19 protein-coding genes are annotated in these 17,845 nt (G+C 54.8%); 11 read left to right on the top strand and 8 right to left on the bottom strand.

Going from position 1 to position 17,845, the window contains the following annotated elements; genetic code table 11:
* Nucleotides 1–85 precede the first annotated feature (85 nt).
* Nucleotides 86–601, top strand: coding sequence for a MogA/MoaB family molybdenum cofactor biosynthesis protein (locus FPV09_RS01545; protein ID WP_058939438.1), 516 nt, complete (start codon nt 86–88; stop codon nt 599–601).
* Nucleotide 602: 1 nt separating this feature from the next.
* Nucleotides 603–1,793 (top strand): molybdopterin molybdotransferase MoeA, encoded by a 1,191-nt coding sequence (locus FPV09_RS01540; protein WP_148882120.1) that lies wholly within the window; start codon nt 603–605, stop codon nt 1,791–1,793.
* 7 nt (nt 1,794–1,800) lie between these two features.
* On the opposite strand, the gene FPV09_RS01535 is transcribed toward FPV09_RS01540, so the two are convergent.
* The 3 genes from FPV09_RS01535 to FPV09_RS01525 form a co-directional block, all read right to left on the bottom strand.
* Entirely contained in the window at nt 1,801–2,025 is a 225-nt protein-coding gene (locus tag FPV09_RS01535; RefSeq protein WP_148882119.1) for a hypothetical protein, read from the bottom strand.
* A 315-nt stretch (nt 2,026–2,340) separates the two neighbouring features.
* Nucleotides 2,341–3,435 carry a DUF835 domain-containing protein gene (locus tag FPV09_RS01530; protein WP_148882118.1) on the bottom strand — a complete coding sequence of 365 codons (1,095 nt, stop codon included), beginning with the start codon at nt 3,433–3,435 and terminating at the stop codon, nt 2,341–2,343.
* A gap of 198 nt (nt 3,436–3,633) precedes the next feature.
* A complete protein-coding gene (locus FPV09_RS01525) occupies nt 3,634–3,951 on the bottom strand; it encodes a hypothetical protein (protein WP_148882117.1) in 318 nt (105 codons plus the stop codon).
* A 232-nt stretch (nt 3,952–4,183) separates the two neighbouring features.
* Between FPV09_RS01525 and FPV09_RS01520 the strand changes: the two genes are divergently transcribed.
* A complete protein-coding gene (locus tag FPV09_RS01520; protein WP_148883596.1) occupies nt 4,184–5,434 on the top strand; it encodes an HD domain-containing protein in 1,251 nt (416 codons plus the stop codon).
* A 21-nt stretch (nt 5,435–5,455) separates the two neighbouring features.
* On the opposite strand, the gene FPV09_RS01515 is transcribed toward FPV09_RS01520, so the two are convergent.
* A complete protein-coding gene (locus FPV09_RS01515; RefSeq protein ID WP_148882116.1) occupies nt 5,456–6,412 on the bottom strand; it encodes a transcriptional regulator in 957 nt (318 codons plus the stop codon).
* Nucleotides 6,413–6,457: 45 nt separating this feature from the next.
* Between FPV09_RS01515 and FPV09_RS01510 the strand changes: the two genes are divergently transcribed.
* Nucleotides 6,458–7,045: a GNAT family N-acetyltransferase gene (locus tag FPV09_RS01510; RefSeq protein WP_148882115.1), complete on the top strand. Its 588-nt coding sequence runs from the start codon at nt 6,458–6,460 to the stop codon at nt 7,043–7,045.
* A 53-nt stretch (nt 7,046–7,098) separates the two neighbouring features.
* Here FPV09_RS01510 and FPV09_RS01505 read toward each other — a convergent pair whose 3' ends face one another.
* Nucleotides 7,099–7,443 (bottom strand): cupin domain-containing protein, encoded by a 345-nt coding sequence (locus tag FPV09_RS01505; RefSeq protein WP_210411144.1) that lies wholly within the window; start codon nt 7,441–7,443, stop codon nt 7,099–7,101.
* A 58-nt stretch (nt 7,444–7,501) separates the two neighbouring features.
* Here FPV09_RS01505 and FPV09_RS01500 point away from each other — a divergent pair, with 58 nt between their 5' ends.
* The 3 genes from FPV09_RS01500 (at nt 7,502) to FPV09_RS01490 (ending at nt 11,397) form a co-directional block, all read left to right on the top strand.
* Nucleotides 7,502–8,866: an alpha/beta hydrolase gene (locus FPV09_RS01500; protein WP_246112286.1), complete on the top strand. Its 1,365-nt coding sequence runs from the start codon at nt 7,502–7,504 to the stop codon at nt 8,864–8,866.
* Between the two features lie 30 nt (nt 8,867–8,896).
* Nucleotides 8,897–10,189, top strand: coding sequence for a tRNA(Ile2) 2-agmatinylcytidine synthetase TiaS (gene tiaS / locus FPV09_RS01495; protein WP_148882114.1), 1,293 nt, complete (start codon nt 8,897–8,899; stop codon nt 10,187–10,189).
* A gap of 86 nt (nt 10,190–10,275) precedes the next feature.
* Nucleotides 10,276–11,397 carry a hypothetical protein gene (locus FPV09_RS01490; protein ID WP_148882113.1) on the top strand — a complete coding sequence of 374 codons (1,122 nt, stop codon included), beginning with the start codon at nt 10,276–10,278 and terminating at the stop codon, nt 11,395–11,397.
* Here FPV09_RS01490 and FPV09_RS01485 read toward each other — a convergent pair.
* Nucleotides 11,318–12,328, bottom strand: coding sequence for a deoxyhypusine synthase (locus tag FPV09_RS01485; RefSeq protein ID WP_148882112.1), 1,011 nt, complete (start codon nt 12,326–12,328; stop codon nt 11,318–11,320). The two genes, FPV09_RS01490 and FPV09_RS01485, sit on opposite strands and share 80 nt — an antisense overlap.
* A 71-nt stretch (nt 12,329–12,399) precedes the next feature.
* Here FPV09_RS01485 and FPV09_RS01480 point away from each other — a divergent pair, with 71 nt between their 5' ends.
* The 4 genes from FPV09_RS01480 to FPV09_RS01465 are packed head-to-tail and all read left to right on the top strand — an operon-like array spanning nt 12,400 to nt 15,599.
* Nucleotides 12,400–13,206: an SDR family oxidoreductase gene (locus FPV09_RS01480; RefSeq protein ID WP_148882111.1), complete on the top strand. Its 807-nt coding sequence runs from the start codon at nt 12,400–12,402 to the stop codon at nt 13,204–13,206.
* Nucleotides 13,207–13,229: 23 nt separating this feature from the next.
* Entirely contained in the window at nt 13,230–13,862 is a 633-nt protein-coding gene (locus tag FPV09_RS01475; RefSeq protein WP_148882110.1) for a cysteine hydrolase family protein, read from the top strand.
* A complete protein-coding gene (locus FPV09_RS01470; RefSeq protein ID WP_148882109.1) occupies nt 13,844–14,668 on the top strand; it encodes an NAD(P)/FAD-dependent oxidoreductase in 825 nt (274 codons plus the stop codon). The genes FPV09_RS01475 and FPV09_RS01470 overlap by 19 nt, the downstream gene beginning before the upstream one ends.
* Complete coding sequence (locus FPV09_RS01465) at nt 14,652–15,599, top strand: radical SAM protein (protein WP_148882108.1); 948 nt, start codon at nt 14,652–14,654, stop codon at nt 15,597–15,599. Before FPV09_RS01470 ends, FPV09_RS01465 begins: the two co-directional genes overlap by 17 nt.
* Nucleotides 15,600–15,641: 42 nt before the next feature.
* Here the strand turns inward: FPV09_RS01465 and FPV09_RS01460 are convergent, their stop codons facing one another.
* Nucleotides 15,642–16,784 (bottom strand): amidohydrolase, encoded by a 1,143-nt coding sequence (locus FPV09_RS01460; protein WP_148883594.1) that lies wholly within the window; start codon nt 16,782–16,784, stop codon nt 15,642–15,644.
* A gap of 141 nt (nt 16,785–16,925) precedes the next feature.
* Nucleotides 16,926–17,798, bottom strand: coding sequence for a zinc metalloprotease HtpX (locus FPV09_RS01455; RefSeq protein ID WP_148882107.1), 873 nt, complete (start codon nt 17,796–17,798; stop codon nt 16,926–16,928).
* Nucleotides 17,799–17,845 lie beyond the last annotated feature (47 nt).

Below are 17,845 nucleotides of genomic sequence, written 5' to 3'. Positions count from 1 at the left end.
GGGGGGATATAACGCTTGCGCCGTTAAACGCTTCCGTTTGCTGAAAGGTTATTAAGTTCGGGAACAAGCTTAATCGGGTGGTAATATGGGAGCGGAGGAACACAAGAGAAAGGCTCCAAAGAAATTTAAGTTCGCGGTCATAACGGTTAGCGACACCGCGAGCAGGGGCGAGAAGGAGGATAAGAGCGGGAAGTTTCTCATCGAGGAGTTGGAGAAGGCCGGACATGAGAAGGTTTACTACGCGGTCGTTCCCGACGAGAAGATGGAAATAATCGGTGCCGTTGTCGAGGCCTTCCGGGCGGGGGCAGAGGTTCTGGTAACCTCGGGTGGAACGGGGATAGCCAGCAGGGACGTGACGATAGAGAGCATCAGGCCCCTCCTAGATAAGGAACTGACAGGCTTCGGCGAGGTTTTCAGGCTTCTCAGCTATGAGGAGATAGGCACCGCAGCGGTCATGACGAGGGCAACCGCCGGGATAATCAGGAGCTCCGGCAGAACCATGGCCGTCTTCTGCCTGCCCGGCAGTCTCGGCGCGGCAAGGACTGGAATCAGAATTATCCTCAAAGAGGCCGGCCACGTACTCAAACACGGGAGGGAGTGACGTGAGAGAGTTCAAACGGCTGACTCCGTATAAAGAGGCCCTTGAAATGGTGCTGGAAGACGTTAGCGAGCTTGAGGACGTCGAGGAGGTTCCCGTCTCCGAGGCCCTTGGACGGGTTCTGGCCGAGGACGTCGTTTCCCCCATAGACAGCCCGCCCTTCGACCGTTCGGCCGTCGACGGCTATGCCCTCCGGGCGGAGGACACATTCCCGGCGAGGGAGTACAGTCCGGTTGAACTCAGGGTCGTGGACGAGATAGTCGCCGGGGAGGAGAGCGGAGCGAGGGTTGAGCCCGGCACGGCGGTGAAGCTAATGACGGGCTCGAAGATGCCGGAGGGAGCGAATGCCGTCATCATGCAGGAGATGGTCGAGCGCGAGGGAGAGGTCATAAGGGTTCTCCGGCCGGTTGCCCCGGGCCAGAACGTGGCCTTCGCGGGGGAGGACGTGAAGAAGGGGCAGGCTGTCCTTCAAAAGGGGCAGGTTTTAAGGCCTCAAGACCTTGCGCTCCTCAAGAGCATCGGCTTCAGGAGCGTGAAGGTCAAGAGGAAGCCCCGCGTCGGGATAATAATCACGGGCGACGAGCTCATCGAGGAATTCGATGAAGGCGCGCTGAAGGCCGGGAAGATTATGGAGAGCAACTCGATTATGCTCATGGGGCTGGTGCGGCAGTACTTCGGCGAGCCGGTTTTCTATGGCGTCGTTCCAGACGATGAAGGTGCCATCAGGTCTGCAATAGAGAGGGCAAGGGGAGAGTGCGACCTCGTCCTCGTCACGGGCGGCTCCGCCTTCGGCGATAAGGATTTCGCCCACCGCTTCGTCAAACTGCTCTTCCACGGTACGACGATAAAGCCCGGAAGGCCGGTAGGCTACGGTGAGAGGGTCTTCATAATGAGCGGCTATCCGGTAGCTGTCTTCGCCCAGTTCCACCTCTACGTCAAGCACGCCCTTGCGAAGCTGGTAGGGGCTAGGGACTACGAGGTCCGGGTTCGGGCAAGGCTCACCGAGCGCGTTTCGAGCCAGCTCGGAAGGCACGAGTTCGTGAAGGTCTGGTACGAGAACGGGGAAGCCAGGCCGATCAAGAAGAAGGGCAGCGGAATAATAAGCTCGCTGGTGGAGAGCAACGGGTACATAGAAATCTCGGAGGACAGCGAGGGGTACCTCGAGGGAGAGACCGTCGAGGTTGTGCTGTACTAGAGGCCCATCACTCCCCAATCAGCTCCTTTTTATCCGGCTTTTTTATTATGGGCTTAACCTCATCTGGGAGGACGTTTGGATCAACGAGATTCTCCACTATCTCAAGGGCCTCACTGCGCTCCCTTTTCCTTTCCGCAATAACATCACTGAGAAAATTCGATTTTCCCCACGGGAGAACGTCCCTGATTTTTTCTTCCTCGTCGTCCCGGGGGTTCTTCCTTTGACTTGCCACGCATATCCCCGGATAAAACTATCACAAGAAGCTAATAAATCTTACTCCACGGAATGTTACTATGCTATGGCCCGCCCGTAACTCCCGCCCTCATCGATGCCAGACGGCGGGCTCAGGCGGGCTAACCCAGGCGGGCCGTCTGTGCCCGGTCTGGGTTTCCCGCGGCCATTGTGCTCCGTAACGCGGAAGGCCCTCCCGCGGGGACCTCGCTGTAAGACCGGGCTGTAGCCCCCGCATCGCACTCTGGTTCATTCGTCCCCAGAGTCCTCGCGCGGGGGCATTAACACGTTGAAAAAGAGGGTATATAAAGCTGCCTCACTCCATAAGCCGTACGAGCTGGGAGTACCTTTGGGGGTCGAAGCTGGTCTTCTCAACGACCAGTATCAGGGTGCCATTGTTGATGACGACAATGTCCCGCAGTTTCGAGAGAAATTTCATAAGGCTCTCCCAGGAGTTGTAAACCGCGAGGTATTCCGGGCAGTCAATAACAACAACGCCCCTGCCGCCGGAGGCGGAGACTTTCTCCATATAGCGGTAGGAGATTTCCACCATCTTAGCCAAATCAGTTGGATAAAGCGTTTTGGCAGCCCTTTCAAAGGGAACCGTTGTCACGAAGTAGTATGTCCACGTCTCCGGAATGTCGGAGACATTGCGTATGAATGCAAGGACTGGGGAGTTCGCAAGGACGGATTTGAGCTGAATGTAGCTCTTCTGATCCACCACCATCACTCCAGGGCTCATGTCTATCTCCGATGGAACGCTTTTTGAAATGTTCTCAAAAGTGTCCATGTGCACTAGACGAAGCATGGCCCATGCCATCTCAACTATGAGAACCATTGAGAGTGTGAACCCCACCGGCATGTACCAAGTGTGGGTGCCTAAAATTGCGGCGGGAATCAGGTGAAGTCCAAAGAAGATAATGCCTATGGAAAGGTACTTCACGGCACTATGATAAATCTCCCTCACGTCCCACAGCAGAGTCCCCGCCCCAACGACGAAAACCCCGCTTATACCAAATGAGGCGGCTACCGTGGCGGTCCACAGGGCGTTGTTCGTGTAGTAATATGTGGCGTACATATAAAACATGAACATAACCGGCATGAGTCCCATTTTTCCCAAGTTGCCGTGGCGTATTCCAAGGCTTTCCTCCCCCATAAACAGAACCGAGCCGTAGAACATCAATCCCGCAAATAGGGGCAGTGAGATCAATCCAACAACCTCAAGCCAGCCCACATCCTGGAAGGCACTGGCAAGGACAAAGATAAAATCAAATATCCACGCCAGGGAAAAGGCGAGTACCGATTTCCTGCGGGTTGAGAGGTACTTTTTAAATATCACCATTGCGGCGGTTAAATCCGCCAGCATAACTATGGATGCCTCAACCACGAGGATTGTTTGGGTACCGTCCATTGGTTCACCCCATATCATGTGTAACGTTCAAGCAGTCCCATTTGAAGGGGGTTCAAAGGAAGCACCCTAGCCACGCCTCCCCTTCTCGAACTCGGCGGCAGATCTCCGGACGGGCCGCGACAGTTTGAAGATGTCCTTATTCATAGGACACATTCTGCAGCCATCGCCGCTATTCCTGGGAGGAAAATGCAGTATCACTCACCCGATGAGCTGTGGTGCGTTTCTGTTCGATGCCCGATCTCCGGTAAAAACGAACCCTACTTCTGCAGTATCTGGACACGACCCAGGGCCGCCCATTGCGCAGGCCGCCTCCGGGTTCAGAAGGCCTTCAAAGACTTCGATTGAACTCCTGTCGGAGATTTCTTTAAGATTTTGGGTCGCCCTACCCGGTAGTTTTTTCCAGTACCGGGTGCCGACGAATTGATGGCCAGGCATGTTCAGAAGATGTCCAGTAGTGGGCTCAGGAATGTTCAAAGGGCCAGCGTAAACCCCCTCCAGCAGGCTCATACAGTCCATGGCATAATAATAGGCGCCGATGTATAAAAACCTTCCCTATAACAACCCAGCCAGGGTTGCATTTTTTCCGTTGAAAACTTGCCCTGGGGGGCGGGAAGGGACCAGGCACGCTGGATGGGAGGCCATAACCCCGAAAAACCATGGACATTCCCTTTCCGCTATTTCACCGTGCCATTGTCACAATGCCGAAAATTTATTTAAGCCTGTTCTCAAATTTTCAGCGGTGATAGCGATGAATGGGAAAATTATTCACGACGGTATCCATGGCAGCATGAAGCTCACAGGACTCATTCTTGACCTCGTCAAAACCCCCGAGTTCCAGCGTCTCAGGAATATAAGACAGCTCGGTCTCGCGTACCTCGTTTATCCCGGTGCCAACCACAGCAGGTTCGAGCACTCCCTCGGCGCGTGGAGCATAGCCCGAAGACTCGCCGCAGAAGTTGGACTGAGCGAGGATGAAAGCATGCTCCTTCAGGTCGGGGCCCTGCTCCATGACATCGGGCACGGGCCTTTCAGCCACACATTCGAGAGCATATACAAGCACTACGTTAAAGAGCACGACCACATGCGGCTCGGACAGGATATAGTTCTCGGCAAGGTCAACATAACCGAGAGCGGGAACGGCGGCCAGATTCCAGAGATAATTGAGGATTACGGCTATGATTTCGAACCGGCGGACGTGGCGAACCTCATCCTCGGCAAACACGAAAAGCGCTATCTCGGCCAGATGCTACACGGCGATGTTGACGTTGATCAGCTCGACTACCTGGTCCGGGACGCCCACTACACCGGCGTCGCCCACGGCATAATCGACCTGGAGAGGCTCATGAAGGTTCTCCGGATTCACGACGGCGAGCTCGTTGTCGATGAGAAGGGCATCGAGGCCGTTGAGGGCATGATGGTCGCCCGCTCCCTCATGTACTCCCGCGTTTACTTCCACCACACCGTGAAGATAGCGGAGGGAATGCTCACCCGGGCCCTGGAGTTCGCCCTGGAGGAGGGCCACCTCTGGGACTTCTGGAAGATGACCGACTGCCGCGTTCTTGTGGAGCTGGAGGATCTCGAGGGCTTCCCCGCGGAGATGGTGCGGCGCGTGAAGTACAGGGAGCTTTACAAGGCCGCGGTTCTGGCAAACGCCGACGAACTGAGTACCGAGGAAAAGAGGGAGCTGCTGACAGCGTACAGGAACGTCAGGAGGAGGCAGGAGATAGAAAGGGCACTCGCCGATGCTGTTGGTGCGAGGGAAGGGGAAGTGATCCTGGAGTTCAGCATAGCGGACCTCATGCTCAGCGAGCCGAGGCTTAAGGCAACGGAGATAAACGTTCTCCTGGACGACGGAAGCATCCAGCCGCTGACCCGGGTTACGCCCCTGGCCAACGCCCTGAAGAGGCGTCAGACGCCGCGCTGGGCCGTCCTCATAGCGTCACCGGGGGAGTACGTGCCCAAACTGCGGGAGACCTGGAGAAAGGTGCTGTTCAGCTGAAGGGGAACAGCCGGAACGCGATCAGCCGAAGAGCTGCTTCTTTATCTCCTTCTTCAGCTCCTCTATGAGGTCTATGAGCTCGTCGGCGTCCCTCACCTCATCGAGGCTGTCCTTCGGGATAAGGGGAACCTCCCCCACGACCTCGGTTCTGGTCTTCTCGAGTATGAATATACCGTCGCTGTTTATTATCCTGCCAACCTCCGCCACCATCTCGGCGCGCTTGACTGTGGAGCGGGTCTTGCGCTCGTCTATGCCAGTCAGAATCCTGAACTCATCCTCCCTCGACACAGCGTTGAAGGGGGCCTTCTTGACCTTGACAACGCCGAGGCCCAGCTCCTTGAGGCGGTCGAATATCTCCCTCTCAAGCGGTGTCTCGGGGGTAACGTCGAGGTTGGCCTCAACGGTCGAGTGGAGAACGTCGATGGGCTCCGCCAGGGGCTCGTCGAAGAGCTCCTCAAGGCGGATGGCGACCTCTAGCGAGACAGCCTGCTCACCGCGTTCGTAGTTGTTGAGGCTCTTTCTGGAGACGCCGAGGAGCTGCGCCAGCTCGTTTATTGAGTATCCGTACTTCTCCCTCAGTTTCCTCAATAGGCCGCCGTTTATCCTCACGTAAAAGCCGCCGCGCTCGGCGAATATTGCCGGCATCTCGTTCTCGACAAGAACGTCGTAGAGGGTCTCGGGTCTGAGGGCGTAGATTCCAAACCTCTCGTAAACGACGCCCTCCTCAAGCTCGGCGTTTTTCGTCTTTAGGCCGACAATTAGGGGCGAAGCCTTGAAGAAGCGGGCCAGCCTCTTCAGATCCTCCGCCTGCTCCCCAGTGACGGCATCGATGTTGGTGGCCACCTTTATAAAGAGCAAGAGGAATAACCTGCTCGCCACTATGTCAAAGCACGAGCCCTTAAACTCCATACGCGCCGTTTTATATCCCGTGCCCCTGAGTATCGCTTCAACCGTCCGTATGAGCCTTTCCCTGTCCATCATCCTTAAATACGCAAGCCGCTTATATAAAGTTAAGGTGTCGCTATGAGGCCGATCATACTCAGGGGAAGTCTCGTGTCGATAGGCATGCTTCTAAAGGACGACCTGCGGCAGGTCTGGCTCTGGTACAACGACCGCGATGTCAGGAAGTACCTCTCTTTCCCGGAGGAGATATTCTTCTACGAGGACGAGCTGGAGTGGTACGAGGCTCTGAGGCGAGAAAAGAAGCACGAAAAGGTATTTGCGATCATGGAGAACTCCTCGCGCTCCCTCGTTGGACTTGTGGGGCTGCACAGGATAGACCACCACAACGGGCGCGCCGAGCTGGGATACTTCCTGGCCAGAAGGCACTGGGGCCACGGCTACGCCAGCGAGGCTGTAAAGCTCGCCCTCGAATACGCCTTCGAGTGGCTCAACCTGCGGAAGGTCTATGCCCACGTCTTCGAGACAAACATCGCATCGATAAGGGTTCTTGAGAAGAACGGCTTCAAACTTGCCGGCCGCTGGAGGAAGCACCAGTACGTCCCGGGGGAGGGCTTTGTTGATGTGCTGATGTACGAGCGGTTCAGGGAGCAGGATGCGATAAATGAAAGTCCAACGAACGGTAAAACCCATAGAGGGAAATCCGTTTGATTTGGTTTGATATTTTTTCTTCTCAGAACCTGCTTTAGGACGGGTCAATCCCCTCACTCTTCAGCTCCGCAGGCTCGAACATCAGAACGTACGAAGGTTCGAGGGCTTGGGGCAGTGCTCCACCCCCCGGGCACGACCGTCATCTCGCCTTCGTTGAGAACCACATCAGGCTGGCCTCTCAGCTGAACCACTATGCGCCCCCTGTAAACGTAGAAAAGCTCGTCCTCGTTCTCATGCTTGTGCCAGTGGTATTCGCCATCAAAGAGGGCCATCCTAACGACGTAGTCGTTCACCCGCATCAGCTCAACGGGAGACCAGGGTTCGGTGATTTCCTTTATCTTCTCGTCGATGTTGAGTTTGGGAATCATGGCCTTCACCATCTCAGGTTGTAACTGCACCTATTCAATCCTGACAGTCCGGTTAAGGATATAAGGATACCCTCCCACTATCAGGCGGGTGGAACGGGTGGTAAAAGAAGGTCCAACCAGACTCCTTGTCGTGCTGCTCGCGGGAATGCTCGTACTCTCCGCGGGATGCCTCAACGGCGGCGGAACCACGCAGACGACCTCAGGACAGTCCAACGGCAGCACCGCTTTCCAGACCATTGAGACGACCGGTTCTCCCCAGAGCACCCCGGTGCCAACGAGCTCCGCTTCAACAACGGGAACAACGAGCACCGAAGTACTCGAGGGGGACAATGAAACGACTTCCACCGCTACGGAAACCTCTGGGGTGGTCACGGTTACATTCATCGTCTCAGTCCCCGACTACACGCCGGAAAACGACTCGGTCTATATTGCAGGTGACTTCAACGGCTGGAATCCTGGTGACGAAAACCACAGACTCCGGAAGCGCGACGACGGGAAGTGGGAGATAACGCTGGAGTTCAAGAAAGGAGCCAAGATCGAGTTCAAGTTCACCCGCGGCTCGTGGGAGACCGTTGAGAAGGGCAGAGACGGCGAGGAAATTCCGAACAGGGTCCTGGTGCTGGAAGAAAGCGGGAGGTACGAGTTCACGATTTACCACTGGCGCGATTACGTGGAGGAAACCGGAGTTGGCACGCATACGATAGTCGGGAACGTGACGACTTTCAAGATGTTCATACCTCAGCTCAACAGGACGAGGAGGATATGGGTCTACCTGCCGCCCGACTATGGGAGGGGCTACAAAAGATACCCCGTCCTCTACATGCACGACGGCCAGAACCTATTTGACCGGGCAACCTCCTTCGCCGGCGAATGGAGGGTGGACAAGGCCCTGGAGAACCTCTTTAGGGAGAGAAACTTCTCCGTCATAGTGGTCGGCATAGACAACGGCGGCGAGGGGAGGATAGACGAGTACTCGCCATGGAGGAACGAGGCCTACGGAAGGGGCGGGGAGGGAGACGCCTACGTCCGCTTCATCGTCGAAACGCTTAAGCCCTACATCGACTCCCATTACAGAACCCTGCCAAACGAGACGGGAATAATGGGCTCCTCCCTCGGAGGGCTCATCTCAATCTACGCCGGCTTCAAATACCCCGAGACCTTCCGCTACGTTGGAGCCATGAGTTCAGCCTTCTGGTTCAACCCGGAGATCTACGACTTCGTGAGGAACGCCCCGGAGGGCCCGGAGAAAATCTACATCGACTGGGGAACCCTTGAGGGGAGCGATCCGAGCGAAATGGTAGAAACCAACAGAAAGATGGTGGAGGTATTAAGGGAGAAAGGCTACGTTGATGGCGAAAACCTTCTCGTCATCGAGGACGAGGGAGCCACACACAACGAGTACTACTGGTCGAGGCGCTTTCCGGACGCGGTGCTCTGGCTCTTCGGCGGTTGATTTTTAAACCCCCTCCCCTTTTCTTCAACCATGCTCCTCCACATCGGAATCGACGACACCGACTCACCCAACGGCATGTGCACCACATACCTCGGTGCCATCCTCTACCTCGAGCTTTCCCGGATAGCGGAGCCCATAGACCTGCCGAGGCTGATAAGGCTCAACCCGAACATCCCGTACAAAACGAGGGGCAACGGAGCGGTCGCGATGACCTTCGAGGTCGATGAAGAGGTCATCCCGGAGATCAAAGATACCGTTCTCTTCTATGTGGACCGGCTCTCCGACTTCGAGCACGAAAATACTAACCCTGGCGTCGTGTTCTTCGAAGGAGATATTCCAGAAGAGCTCCGCGAGTTCTCGTTGAGGGCTTTGCGGGAGCACGTTACGATCGAGGAGGCTGAAAGGGTCGCGAAGAAAGTTGAGGCAGAGTACTTCAAGTTCAAGCTCGGTAGGGGCATAATAGGCTCCCTCGCGGCGATAGGCTATCCCCTTGAACGCTTCACCTACGAGCTGTTAGCTTACAGAGAGCCGGACAGCTGGGGAACTCCGAGGAGAGTGGAGGGGGAGAGCGTTTTCGCCGCCGACCGCTGGAGCTATCCCTTCACCTACGACAACGTTGACCCCTACAAGAGGAGCGTCCTCATAACGCCCCATGGTAAAGACCCCGTTCTCGTCGGCATCAGGGGAATTGACCGGGGAAAGGTCATTCAGACCTTCGAGCGGGTTAAGTTTGGGGAGCCGGTTGCGTTCTACCAGCTCTACAAGACGAACCAGAACACCGACGACCACCTTACCCCAAAGAAAATCGGTGAGCTGAAGCTCTACGACAGCGCCGTGGTTAGGGGGAGGGTTGCCGGCCCCTACTGGGAGCGTGGGAGGCACGTTTTCTTCGAGCTGGAGGACGAAACTGGAAGAATCCGCGTCGCAGCCTTCGAGCCGACCAAGAAGTTCCGGAACTGGGTCAGGAAGCTCCTGCCGGGCGATGAGATTATCGCGGCGGGAGGAATTAAGGAGCACGACGGCGTTCTGACGCTCAACCTCGAAAAGTTCTATCCGGTGAAGCTCGTCCCGAGAGTTGAGTACCAAAAGCCGAAGTGCCCGAAGTGCGGTGGAACTATGAAGAGCAAGGGCGACTACCTCAAGTGCAAGCGCTGTGGCCATAAGATGCCGAAGAAGCTCATCCCGGTCGAAGTCCCGCGCGAACTGGAGAGGAAAATCTACGAAGTGCCGCCCGATGCGAGGAAGCACTTATCGCGCCCGCTGGTTCTGCCCGGTGGGGAGGAGAGGATTTTAGAAGTCGCTAAGAATCACCTTATAACCTGATAAGATGTTAAATTCTTTTAAATTAAGACACTCTAACTAGTCTATAGCTGACGAAGTGCACGACAATAGACAGAAGAGGTGATGCCGTGAACAAAATAACAGGAAGGGTATTTGAAAACGATATCAAAGAAGAAATTAGAGAACTCAGCATTAAGCTTAGTGAAATAAATACTGGAAACGAATTCTTTGCCACTCTTGTGTCAATTGCTGCAACAATTTATGTTTCCAGTCAACTTAACATTCTTCAATATTGGGACATTTCATTCAAATTGCTCTTTGGAATCTGGGTAATTTGGACAACAATAACTAGCATATATCGCTCCAACAAAAAGCAGAGCAGAGACAAGGAAAATGAAGATTCACTCCCTAGAAGTGTTGTAGAGTATAGAGCAGAAGTCATCATCGGAAAGAACATCTATCCAGGTATCACAGCATTTGGATTATTAGGTGGATTATCTGCTATGATTTACATTTCATCTCATCTCAACGTGATCTCGAAAAATTTAACTAGCATAATGAACTTGGATATAATTAGTACAATGCTCTTTTTTGGGGCCCTAGTTCTTCTTATATTTAGAAAAGAAAAGTACTTTTTAGATCTTGCCAGGAGACTACCTTACCTCAATGAAGATTTTATTGAGCTCGGTAAAGAGAGTCCCATGACATTAGTGCTAGGATATATTTTCGCCGCTATTGTCTTAATGGGAATGGCATTGGGTGTATTATTCGGGTTTGAATCCTTTTTGAGTCTTTCAGTTGATCAGAAGTTCTTGGTAATAATTCTCATGGTGTTCCAGTACATATCAATATGGACACTTGCAGTTTTGGTTAACAAATCACAGATACATCGAGATTTAGTTAATGCTTTGAATAGCCTTATAGACTTCCAAATACAAAATGAGTCCTCCCAGAATCAGTATGAGCAATTCGTTGAATTACTCAAATATGCAGATTTTAGACGTGGCACTCAATTATGGTTTTTAGATTACTACTTGTATATTCCTAACCCAAAATACGAAGTTTGGCTCCAACAGCAAGAACAAAACCCCAAAGCCCTAACTGATGCTCAAGAAGAAACTGGTAACGCTCCTCCACGAGAAAGAAAAAACAGAATGAATACAATGCCTATTACTCCTTCATCACCTTCCACACCAGCAGCGGGAAGACGAGCGTCGCATCTGCCCAGATTTCGACGTAGTCAGCCTTAGCCCTTATCTTGCCCCAGCTGACGCCTTCGCTCGGCGGTGCACCGCTCAGCGAGCCGTCCCAGGGAATCGCTGTCGTCACGTAAATCGCGTAGTCGGTTCCGCCCCTGAAGAGGTTGGCGTTGATTATTGCGTGCTTTGGCAACGAGCCTCCGAGGATTATTGAGGCCGTCTCCTTGGCGGTAACGGAGAGGTTGTTGAGCTTGACTATGTCGTTGGCTATGTCTATGACCAGCTCCCTGTCCCCGCGCTCCTCTTTGAAGAAGTAGAGCATGTCGCCGATTGAGCCGTCGGTAATGGCCGGACAGAAAATCGGGATGTTCCTCTTGTAGGCCCAGTAAATAACCGAGCGCTCCTTCTCCTTCCCGAGCTTCTCGTCCATGTACCTACCCATCTCGTAGATGAACTCGCTCGCGGTTAAGGGCTTTCCGCGCTCCTTTTCCATCTCAAGAACCCGCTCGAAGAATGGAATCATGTACTTCTCGAACTCGATGTAGCGGTCGTTGGGCACGAAGATGTTGCCGATTCTGTTGATGCCCTTCTCGCGCATCAGGGCATCGTTCACCTGCCAGTCACCGAGGATGAATGGCTTCAGGGCCTTTATGAAGTCCTCCTCGATTCCGCCGGCGGTCGTGACGATGACGTCCACTTTACCTTCCTTGACGAGCCACGCAACCAGCTCGCGCAGGCCGGAGGAAATTATGTTGGAGGTGTAGCCGAGGAAAACTCTAACCTCCTCGCCGCTGGCACGCTTCTCCTCTACCTTCCGCCAGATCTCTATCGCCCTTCCGAGGTGCGTCGCCTGAAAACCTATGCGCTCGTAATAATCGAGAACCTCTTCAATGCTCGAAACCTCGTCGGGCCAGGGCCCCTCGATTGGAAGGCCCTCGACCTCCTGGCTCTCCTTAAGCACTATATCCTTCGGCTCGGTCATGGTTGGCACTTCGAAGGTTGACGTATAAAGTTTTGGGAAAGCGTTTTATTCCCTTCCCCCAACTCTCCCACATGCCGGTGAAGATAAATCTGGACGGCCTAGGGGTCATCGTCACGGCATCATCGCGCGGTATAGGCTTCAACGTTGCAAGGGAACTGCTGAAGAGGAACGCGAGAGTTGTTATAAGCTCCCGGAGCGAGGAGAACCTGAAGAAGGCCCTGGATGAGCTTTCGAGCTACGGTGAGGTTTATTCCGTTAGGGTCAACCTCTTCGACCAGCGCGATCTGGAGAACCTCGTCAAGGAGGGATGGGAGCTCCTCGGTGGAATCGACGCCCTCGTCTGGAACGCCGGCAACGTCCGCTGTGAACCCTGCCTCCTCCACGAGGCGACCTATATAGATTGGATCGAGGCTTCTGCCCTTCACACGGTCGCTCCCGGTTACCTAACGACCCTCCTTGCTCAGGCGTGGCTTGAGAAGAAACGCCGGGGTGTTCTCGTTTACCTCAACTCGGTCTCGATAAAGGAGCCGATGCCACCGCTGGCTCTGGCAGATGTAACGCGGGCGGGTCTGGTTCAGCTCGCCAGGAGCGTTTCGAGAACATACGGAAAGCGCGGGATAAGGGCCTACAGCGTTCTGCTCGGAAGCTTCGATACACCCGGTGCACGGGAGAACCTCAAAGCCGTCGCCGAGGTGAAGGGAGAACCCTTTGAGGAGACCTGGGAGAGGGAAGTGCTCGGCAGAACGCCCCTCCACAGGACTGGGAGGTGGGAAGAACTCGGCTCGCTCATCGCGTTCCTCCTGAGCGAGGAAGCGGAGTACATGCTCGGCTCCACCGTCGTCATAGACGGCGCGATGACGCGGGGGATAGACATTTAAGCCCACTCTCCCTTTTTCCGACCATGAAGGAGGACTACTTCACCGAGGAATTCATAGCCGAGATGAGGGAGCGGCACTTCAGGCCGAGGAAGTGGGAGAAGGTTAAGCCGTTCCGGAATGCGGCCGTTCTCGCGATAGACCTTCAGGCGTACTTCCTCAGGCCGGAGAGCAGGGCGTTCCTGCCTTCAGCGCCGCGCTTCGTTCCAAGGCTTGTGGAGTTTTACAGAGAGGCGGAGAGGCTCGGCGTTCCGATAATTTTCACCCGCCATTTCCATCGGGACGACATAATGACCCGCTGGTGGAGCGGCGATATGCCAAGAGACGACCCGCTGAATGGGCTTCTCGACGAGTTTCGGCCCTTTGCAGAGACGGTAATCGAGAAGAGAACCTACGACGCCTTCTACGGAACCGAACTTGAAGGCATTCTGAGAAAACTCCACGTAGAAACCGTAGTCATCACCGGCGTCATGACGCACCTCTGCTGTGAGACCACCGCCAGGGAGGCCTTCGTGCGGGGCTTCAACGTGGTCTTTCCGGTCGATGGGACGCTGACTCAAAACAGGTTTTTCCACGAAGCTACGCTTAGAAACCTCTCTCACGGCTTCGCGGTTACGCCGCTCTTAGGGGAGGTGCTGGAATGGCTCTCGTCGGGATAATCGGGGCCGGCATAGGGGGCATAGCGACGGCGGTGCAGCTGGCGCGCTACGGGATAGAGAGCGTGATTTTCGAAAGGGATAGAATCGGGGGGCTGATAAGGAACGCCTACTCCGTCGAGAACACGATGTTCTTCCCGGACGGAATAAAGGGAGAGAAAGTTGTTGAAATCCTTGAGGAATACGTGAGAAAGTATGGCTTGAAAATCATCTACGAGGAGGTCAAGGCCGTTAAAAAGGTCGGCGGACTCTTTGAAGTCGAAACCGCGAGCGGGGTTCACCGCTTCAAGTACCTCGTGGTCGCGACGGGAACGAGGCCAAGAAAGCTCCCCTTCGATGGAATAATCTACCACGTCGCTGAAGTTCCGAGGAGGCACTACAAGCGGGTTCTTATAATCGGCGGCGGCGATGTGGCCTTCGACTACGCGTTGACCATGAGCGAGACCAGCGATGAGGTGGTAATCCTCATGAGGAGCGAGCCAAAGGCCCTGCCCTACCTCCAGGAACTCGTGAAGAGACGCTCGAACATCAAAACGCTGATGGGACAGGTGTGGGAAATAAAGCCTATAAGCGGGAAGCAAAAGCTTTTAGCCAGAACGAGCGCTGGCGACTTTGAGGTTGAGCTGGTGCTCGGTGCCATAGGGAGGATTCCCAACATCGAACTTATGGAGGGCATCGAGGACGATAACCTTTTCCTCGTTGGGGACGTTAAGAACGGAATCTACCGCCAGACGGCCCTGGCGATAGCGGATGGAATCAAAACCGCGATGGTGATATGGAGGAGGGAGAGGTATGGAGATACTGAGTGAGGTTGGCGATCCGAACGTTGCCGTCGTTTACATAGGGAAAACCTCAAAGGGCAACATAGTGGAGTTCGTCGAATCGATTCCGACCTACAATCCGGCCGAGAAGTGGGTGCTCATCGTCTCATCGCTCAACGGCTGTCCGGTCGGCTGCAAGATGTGCGACGCAGGCTTCTTCTACAAGGGAAAGCTCGACGTCGATGAGCTGATGGAGCAGATAGAGTACCCGATTCAGAAGCGCTGGAACGGGAAGCCCAAAACCAGGAAGTTCAAGGTGCAGTTCGCGAGAATGGGCGAGCCGAGCTTCAACATGGCCGTGGTAGAGGCGATGAGGCTTTTGGGCGAGCACTACGAGAACTTCCACCCGTCTCTCTCGACCATAGCCCCGATTGGGACGGACAAGTTCTTCGAGGCACTGCTGGAACTTAAGAAGGAGATGTTCCCCACCAACTTTCAGCTCCAGTTCTCGATACACTCCACCAGCCCGGAGCAGAGGGACGAGATAATCCCTGTCAGAAAGTGGGACTTCGAGAGAATCGCGGAGTACGGAAAGGCCTTCTACGACGAGGGCGGCAAGAAGATTACGCTCAACTTTGCCCTGGCGAGGGAGAATGAGGCCGATGCTGAAGTCATAGCCGAGTATTTCCCGAAGGAGTACTTCCTCATCAAGATAACGCCCCTCAACCCGACGGTGAGCGTGCTGAAGAATAAGCTCACCAACGACGTTGACCTTGGGACTGGCCTTCCGATGAAGCACAAGAAGTTCGTGGACGACCTGAGGAGGCTCGGCTACGACGTCATTATCTCCGTCGGCGACACGAGGGAGAACCTCATCGGCTCGAACTGCGGGCAGTATATTCTCAGGTTCCTCAAGGAGCGGCCAGAGCTTAGAGAGGCCTACACCTTCGCGAGGGGGTTTGATTTTAGGGTGAGCTGAAGGCCTTTCTTCTCTTTCTCTAAAAATTAGGAAAAAGAAAACTCACCAGTCCGCCTCGTGAATCAGCTCGCCCTCCGCGAAGACGTGCGTCGGGTAGTTCTCCATGTGGAACGGATCGCCGTTCCAGACAACGAGCGACGCCCACTTGCCCTTCTCGATGCTTCCGAGCCTGTCGTTAACGCCGAGGATTTTCGCGTTGTTGTGGGTGATGACCTTTATCGCTTCCGCCTTGCTCATGCCGAGCCTTATGAAGTGTCTGAGCTGCAGGTAGAGGTTCGCCTGGAGCGTGACCGGGTGGTCGCTCATGAGGCCGAAGAGCGGTTTGACCTCGAGCAGGTAGCGGGCGTTTTTCCAGTCCTCGTGCTTCAGCTCAACCTTGTAGGGGAGCGAGTCGAAGGGACCGTAGATTACCGGAACGCCTTCGGCCTTAATCTTCTCGAAGGTCTCCCTGCTGTGAACGTCTCCAGCGTGCTCGATGGTTATTCTGAGCCCGAACTTCCTCTTTATCATGAGCAGCGCCGCGATGTCGTCCTCCTTGTGTACGTGGACGCGGAGCGGGATCTCACCCTTGAGGACGGGGATTAGTGCTTCAACAGTGGGCTCAACTTCCTCCGGCTCCTTCTTGCCCTTCTCGATGAGGGCTATGGTCTTCTGGGTCTTTATCAGCCAGTTGAGGAGAATACCTATCGCACCCATCCTCGTGCTCGGTCTGGTTCCCTTCCACTCCTTCGTCGAGCGCGGGTTGTAGCCGAATGCCGCTTTAACGCCCGCATACTGGATGAAGGCATCCTCTATGTCCCTGCCGTAGTTCCTTATGAAGACCGCCTTTCCTCCTATGATGTTCCCGCTTCCCGGCAGGACAGAGGAGTACAGCACACCGAACTCGATGGAGTGCTTGAAGGCCTTGTCGTCCATGTAAATTGAGTAGAGGGCATCGACGAGTGGAAGAACAGCATCCATCTGCTCGTTGGCTTCGCCCTCCTGGTAGGGTTCACCGTAGCGGTCCATTCCTATGTGGCTGTGGCCGTCTATGAAGGCCGGCGTTACAACGCCCTCGGCTATTACCTCAGCTTCCTTTGGCTTATCCTTCGTCACATCAACGATGTTTCTATCAAAAACGACGTAGACGTCCCTCAAAACGTTGCCCAGACCATCGTAGAGAAGGGTGGCTTTAACGGCCTTCATGGTCGTCACCTCTTAAGAGTCCGCCCGAACGCTTAAATGCCTGTCGATGATGTAATTGCAGAATTAAATAATTATAGAATTTCAGAAATTCACAATATCCACTTATCGGCAAAGGCAAGATAAAAACAGAAGGAAAGGGCCTTAGAAGTAGATTCCCATCTCCTCGGCCATCTTCCTGAGCCGCTCGATCCTCTTCTCCGTCGGCGGGTGAGTCGAGAACAGACTCGCCAGGCTGGTTCCTTTGAACGGGTTCACTATGAACATGTGAGCCGTTGCGGGGTTCCCGTCCCTCATCGGCCGGTAGCTGACGGCGCGCTCTATCTTCATCAGCGCGCTCGCGAGCGCCCAGGGCTTGCCGCTTATCTTCGCCCCGCCTTCATCGGCCAGGAATTCCCTCGACCTGCTCACGGCCGCCTGTATGAGCATCGCCGCTATCGGGGCGAGGACGGCTATGAGTATCGCAGTCAGAACGTTTCCGGCGTCGTCCTCATCCCTGCCGAAGCCGCCGAAGATGGCTATCCACCGGGCCCAGTAGGCAAGCTGGACGATGGCACCTGCCAGGGCCGCCGCGAACGTTCCGATGAGCATGTCCCTGTTCTTTATGTGGGTTAGTTCATGGCCTATAACACCCTCAAGCTCATCCCTGTCAAGGATTCTGAGCAGACCCGTGGTCACGGCAACGACCGCGTGCTTCGGATCCCTGCCCGTTGCGAACGCGTTGGGCGTCTCGCTGGGGATTATGGCTACCCTTGGCATCGGCAGGCCCGCGTTCTCGGCGAGCTTTCTCACTATGGCGTAGAGCTCCGGGGCCTCGAACTCGTCAACTATCCTCGCGCGGTACCAGCTCAGGACGATTCTATCGCTGTACCAGTAGGTTATGAAGTTGAAGACCATTGAGAACAGAAACATCATGAAAGCCACGTTGGGGCCTCCAAAGGCGTAGCCGATGGCCATCAGTAACCCGGTCAGCACGGCCATCAGCAGACCAGTTCTGAACCACAGACCAAGCCCCATTCTCTCACCTCCGGTGAACTCTCACTCCCATAAGGATAGATGGATTC

This window comes from Thermococcus aciditolerans (assembly GCF_008152015.1).
GTDB classification, from domain to species: Archaea; Methanobacteriota_B; Thermococci; order Thermococcales; family Thermococcaceae; genus Thermococcus; species Thermococcus celericrescens.
This window is presented reverse-complemented; position numbering and strand designations above follow the sequence as displayed.

Excerpts from the sequence above, each read along its gene's own strand:
- FPV09_RS01455 (WP_148882107.1), bottom strand. The coding sequence starts at position 17,798 with ATGGGGCTTGGTCTGTGGTTCAGAACTGGTCTGCTGATGGCCGTGCTG.
- FPV09_RS01515 (WP_148882116.1), bottom strand. The coding sequence starts at position 6,412 with ATGGACAGGGAAAGGCTCATACGGACGGTTGAAGCGATACTCAGGGGC.
- FPV09_RS01520 (WP_148883596.1), top strand. The coding sequence starts at position 4,184 with ATGAATGGGAAAATTATTCACGACGGTATCCATGGCAGCATGAAGCTC.
- FPV09_RS01460 (WP_148883594.1), bottom strand. The coding sequence starts at position 16,784 with ATGAAGGCCGTTAAAGCCACCCTTCTCTACGATGGTCTGGGCAACGTT.
- FPV09_RS01525 (WP_148882117.1), bottom strand. The coding sequence starts at position 3,951 with ATGGACTGTATGAGCCTGCTGGAGGGGGTTTACGCTGGCCCTTTGAAC.
- FPV09_RS01545 (WP_058939438.1), top strand. The coding sequence starts at position 86 with ATGGGAGCGGAGGAACACAAGAGAAAGGCTCCAAAGAAATTTAAGTTC.
- FPV09_RS01475 (WP_148882110.1), top strand. The coding sequence starts at position 13,230 with ATGAAGGAGGACTACTTCACCGAGGAATTCATAGCCGAGATGAGGGAG.
- FPV09_RS01510 (WP_148882115.1), top strand. The coding sequence starts at position 6,458 with ATGAGGCCGATCATACTCAGGGGAAGTCTCGTGTCGATAGGCATGCTT.
- FPV09_RS01465 (WP_148882108.1), top strand. The coding sequence starts at position 14,652 with ATGGAGATACTGAGTGAGGTTGGCGATCCGAACGTTGCCGTCGTTTAC.
- FPV09_RS01530 (WP_148882118.1), bottom strand. The coding sequence starts at position 3,435 with ATGGACGGTACCCAAACAATCCTCGTGGTTGAGGCATCCATAGTTATG.
- FPV09_RS01470 (WP_148882109.1), top strand. The coding sequence starts at position 13,844 with ATGGCTCTCGTCGGGATAATCGGGGCCGGCATAGGGGGCATAGCGACG.
- FPV09_RS01480 (WP_148882111.1), top strand. The coding sequence starts at position 12,400 with ATGCCGGTGAAGATAAATCTGGACGGCCTAGGGGTCATCGTCACGGCA.
- FPV09_RS01485 (WP_148882112.1), bottom strand. The coding sequence starts at position 12,328 with ATGACCGAGCCGAAGGATATAGTGCTTAAGGAGAGCCAGGAGGTCGAG.
- tiaS (WP_148882114.1), top strand. The coding sequence starts at position 8,897 with ATGCTCCTCCACATCGGAATCGACGACACCGACTCACCCAACGGCATG.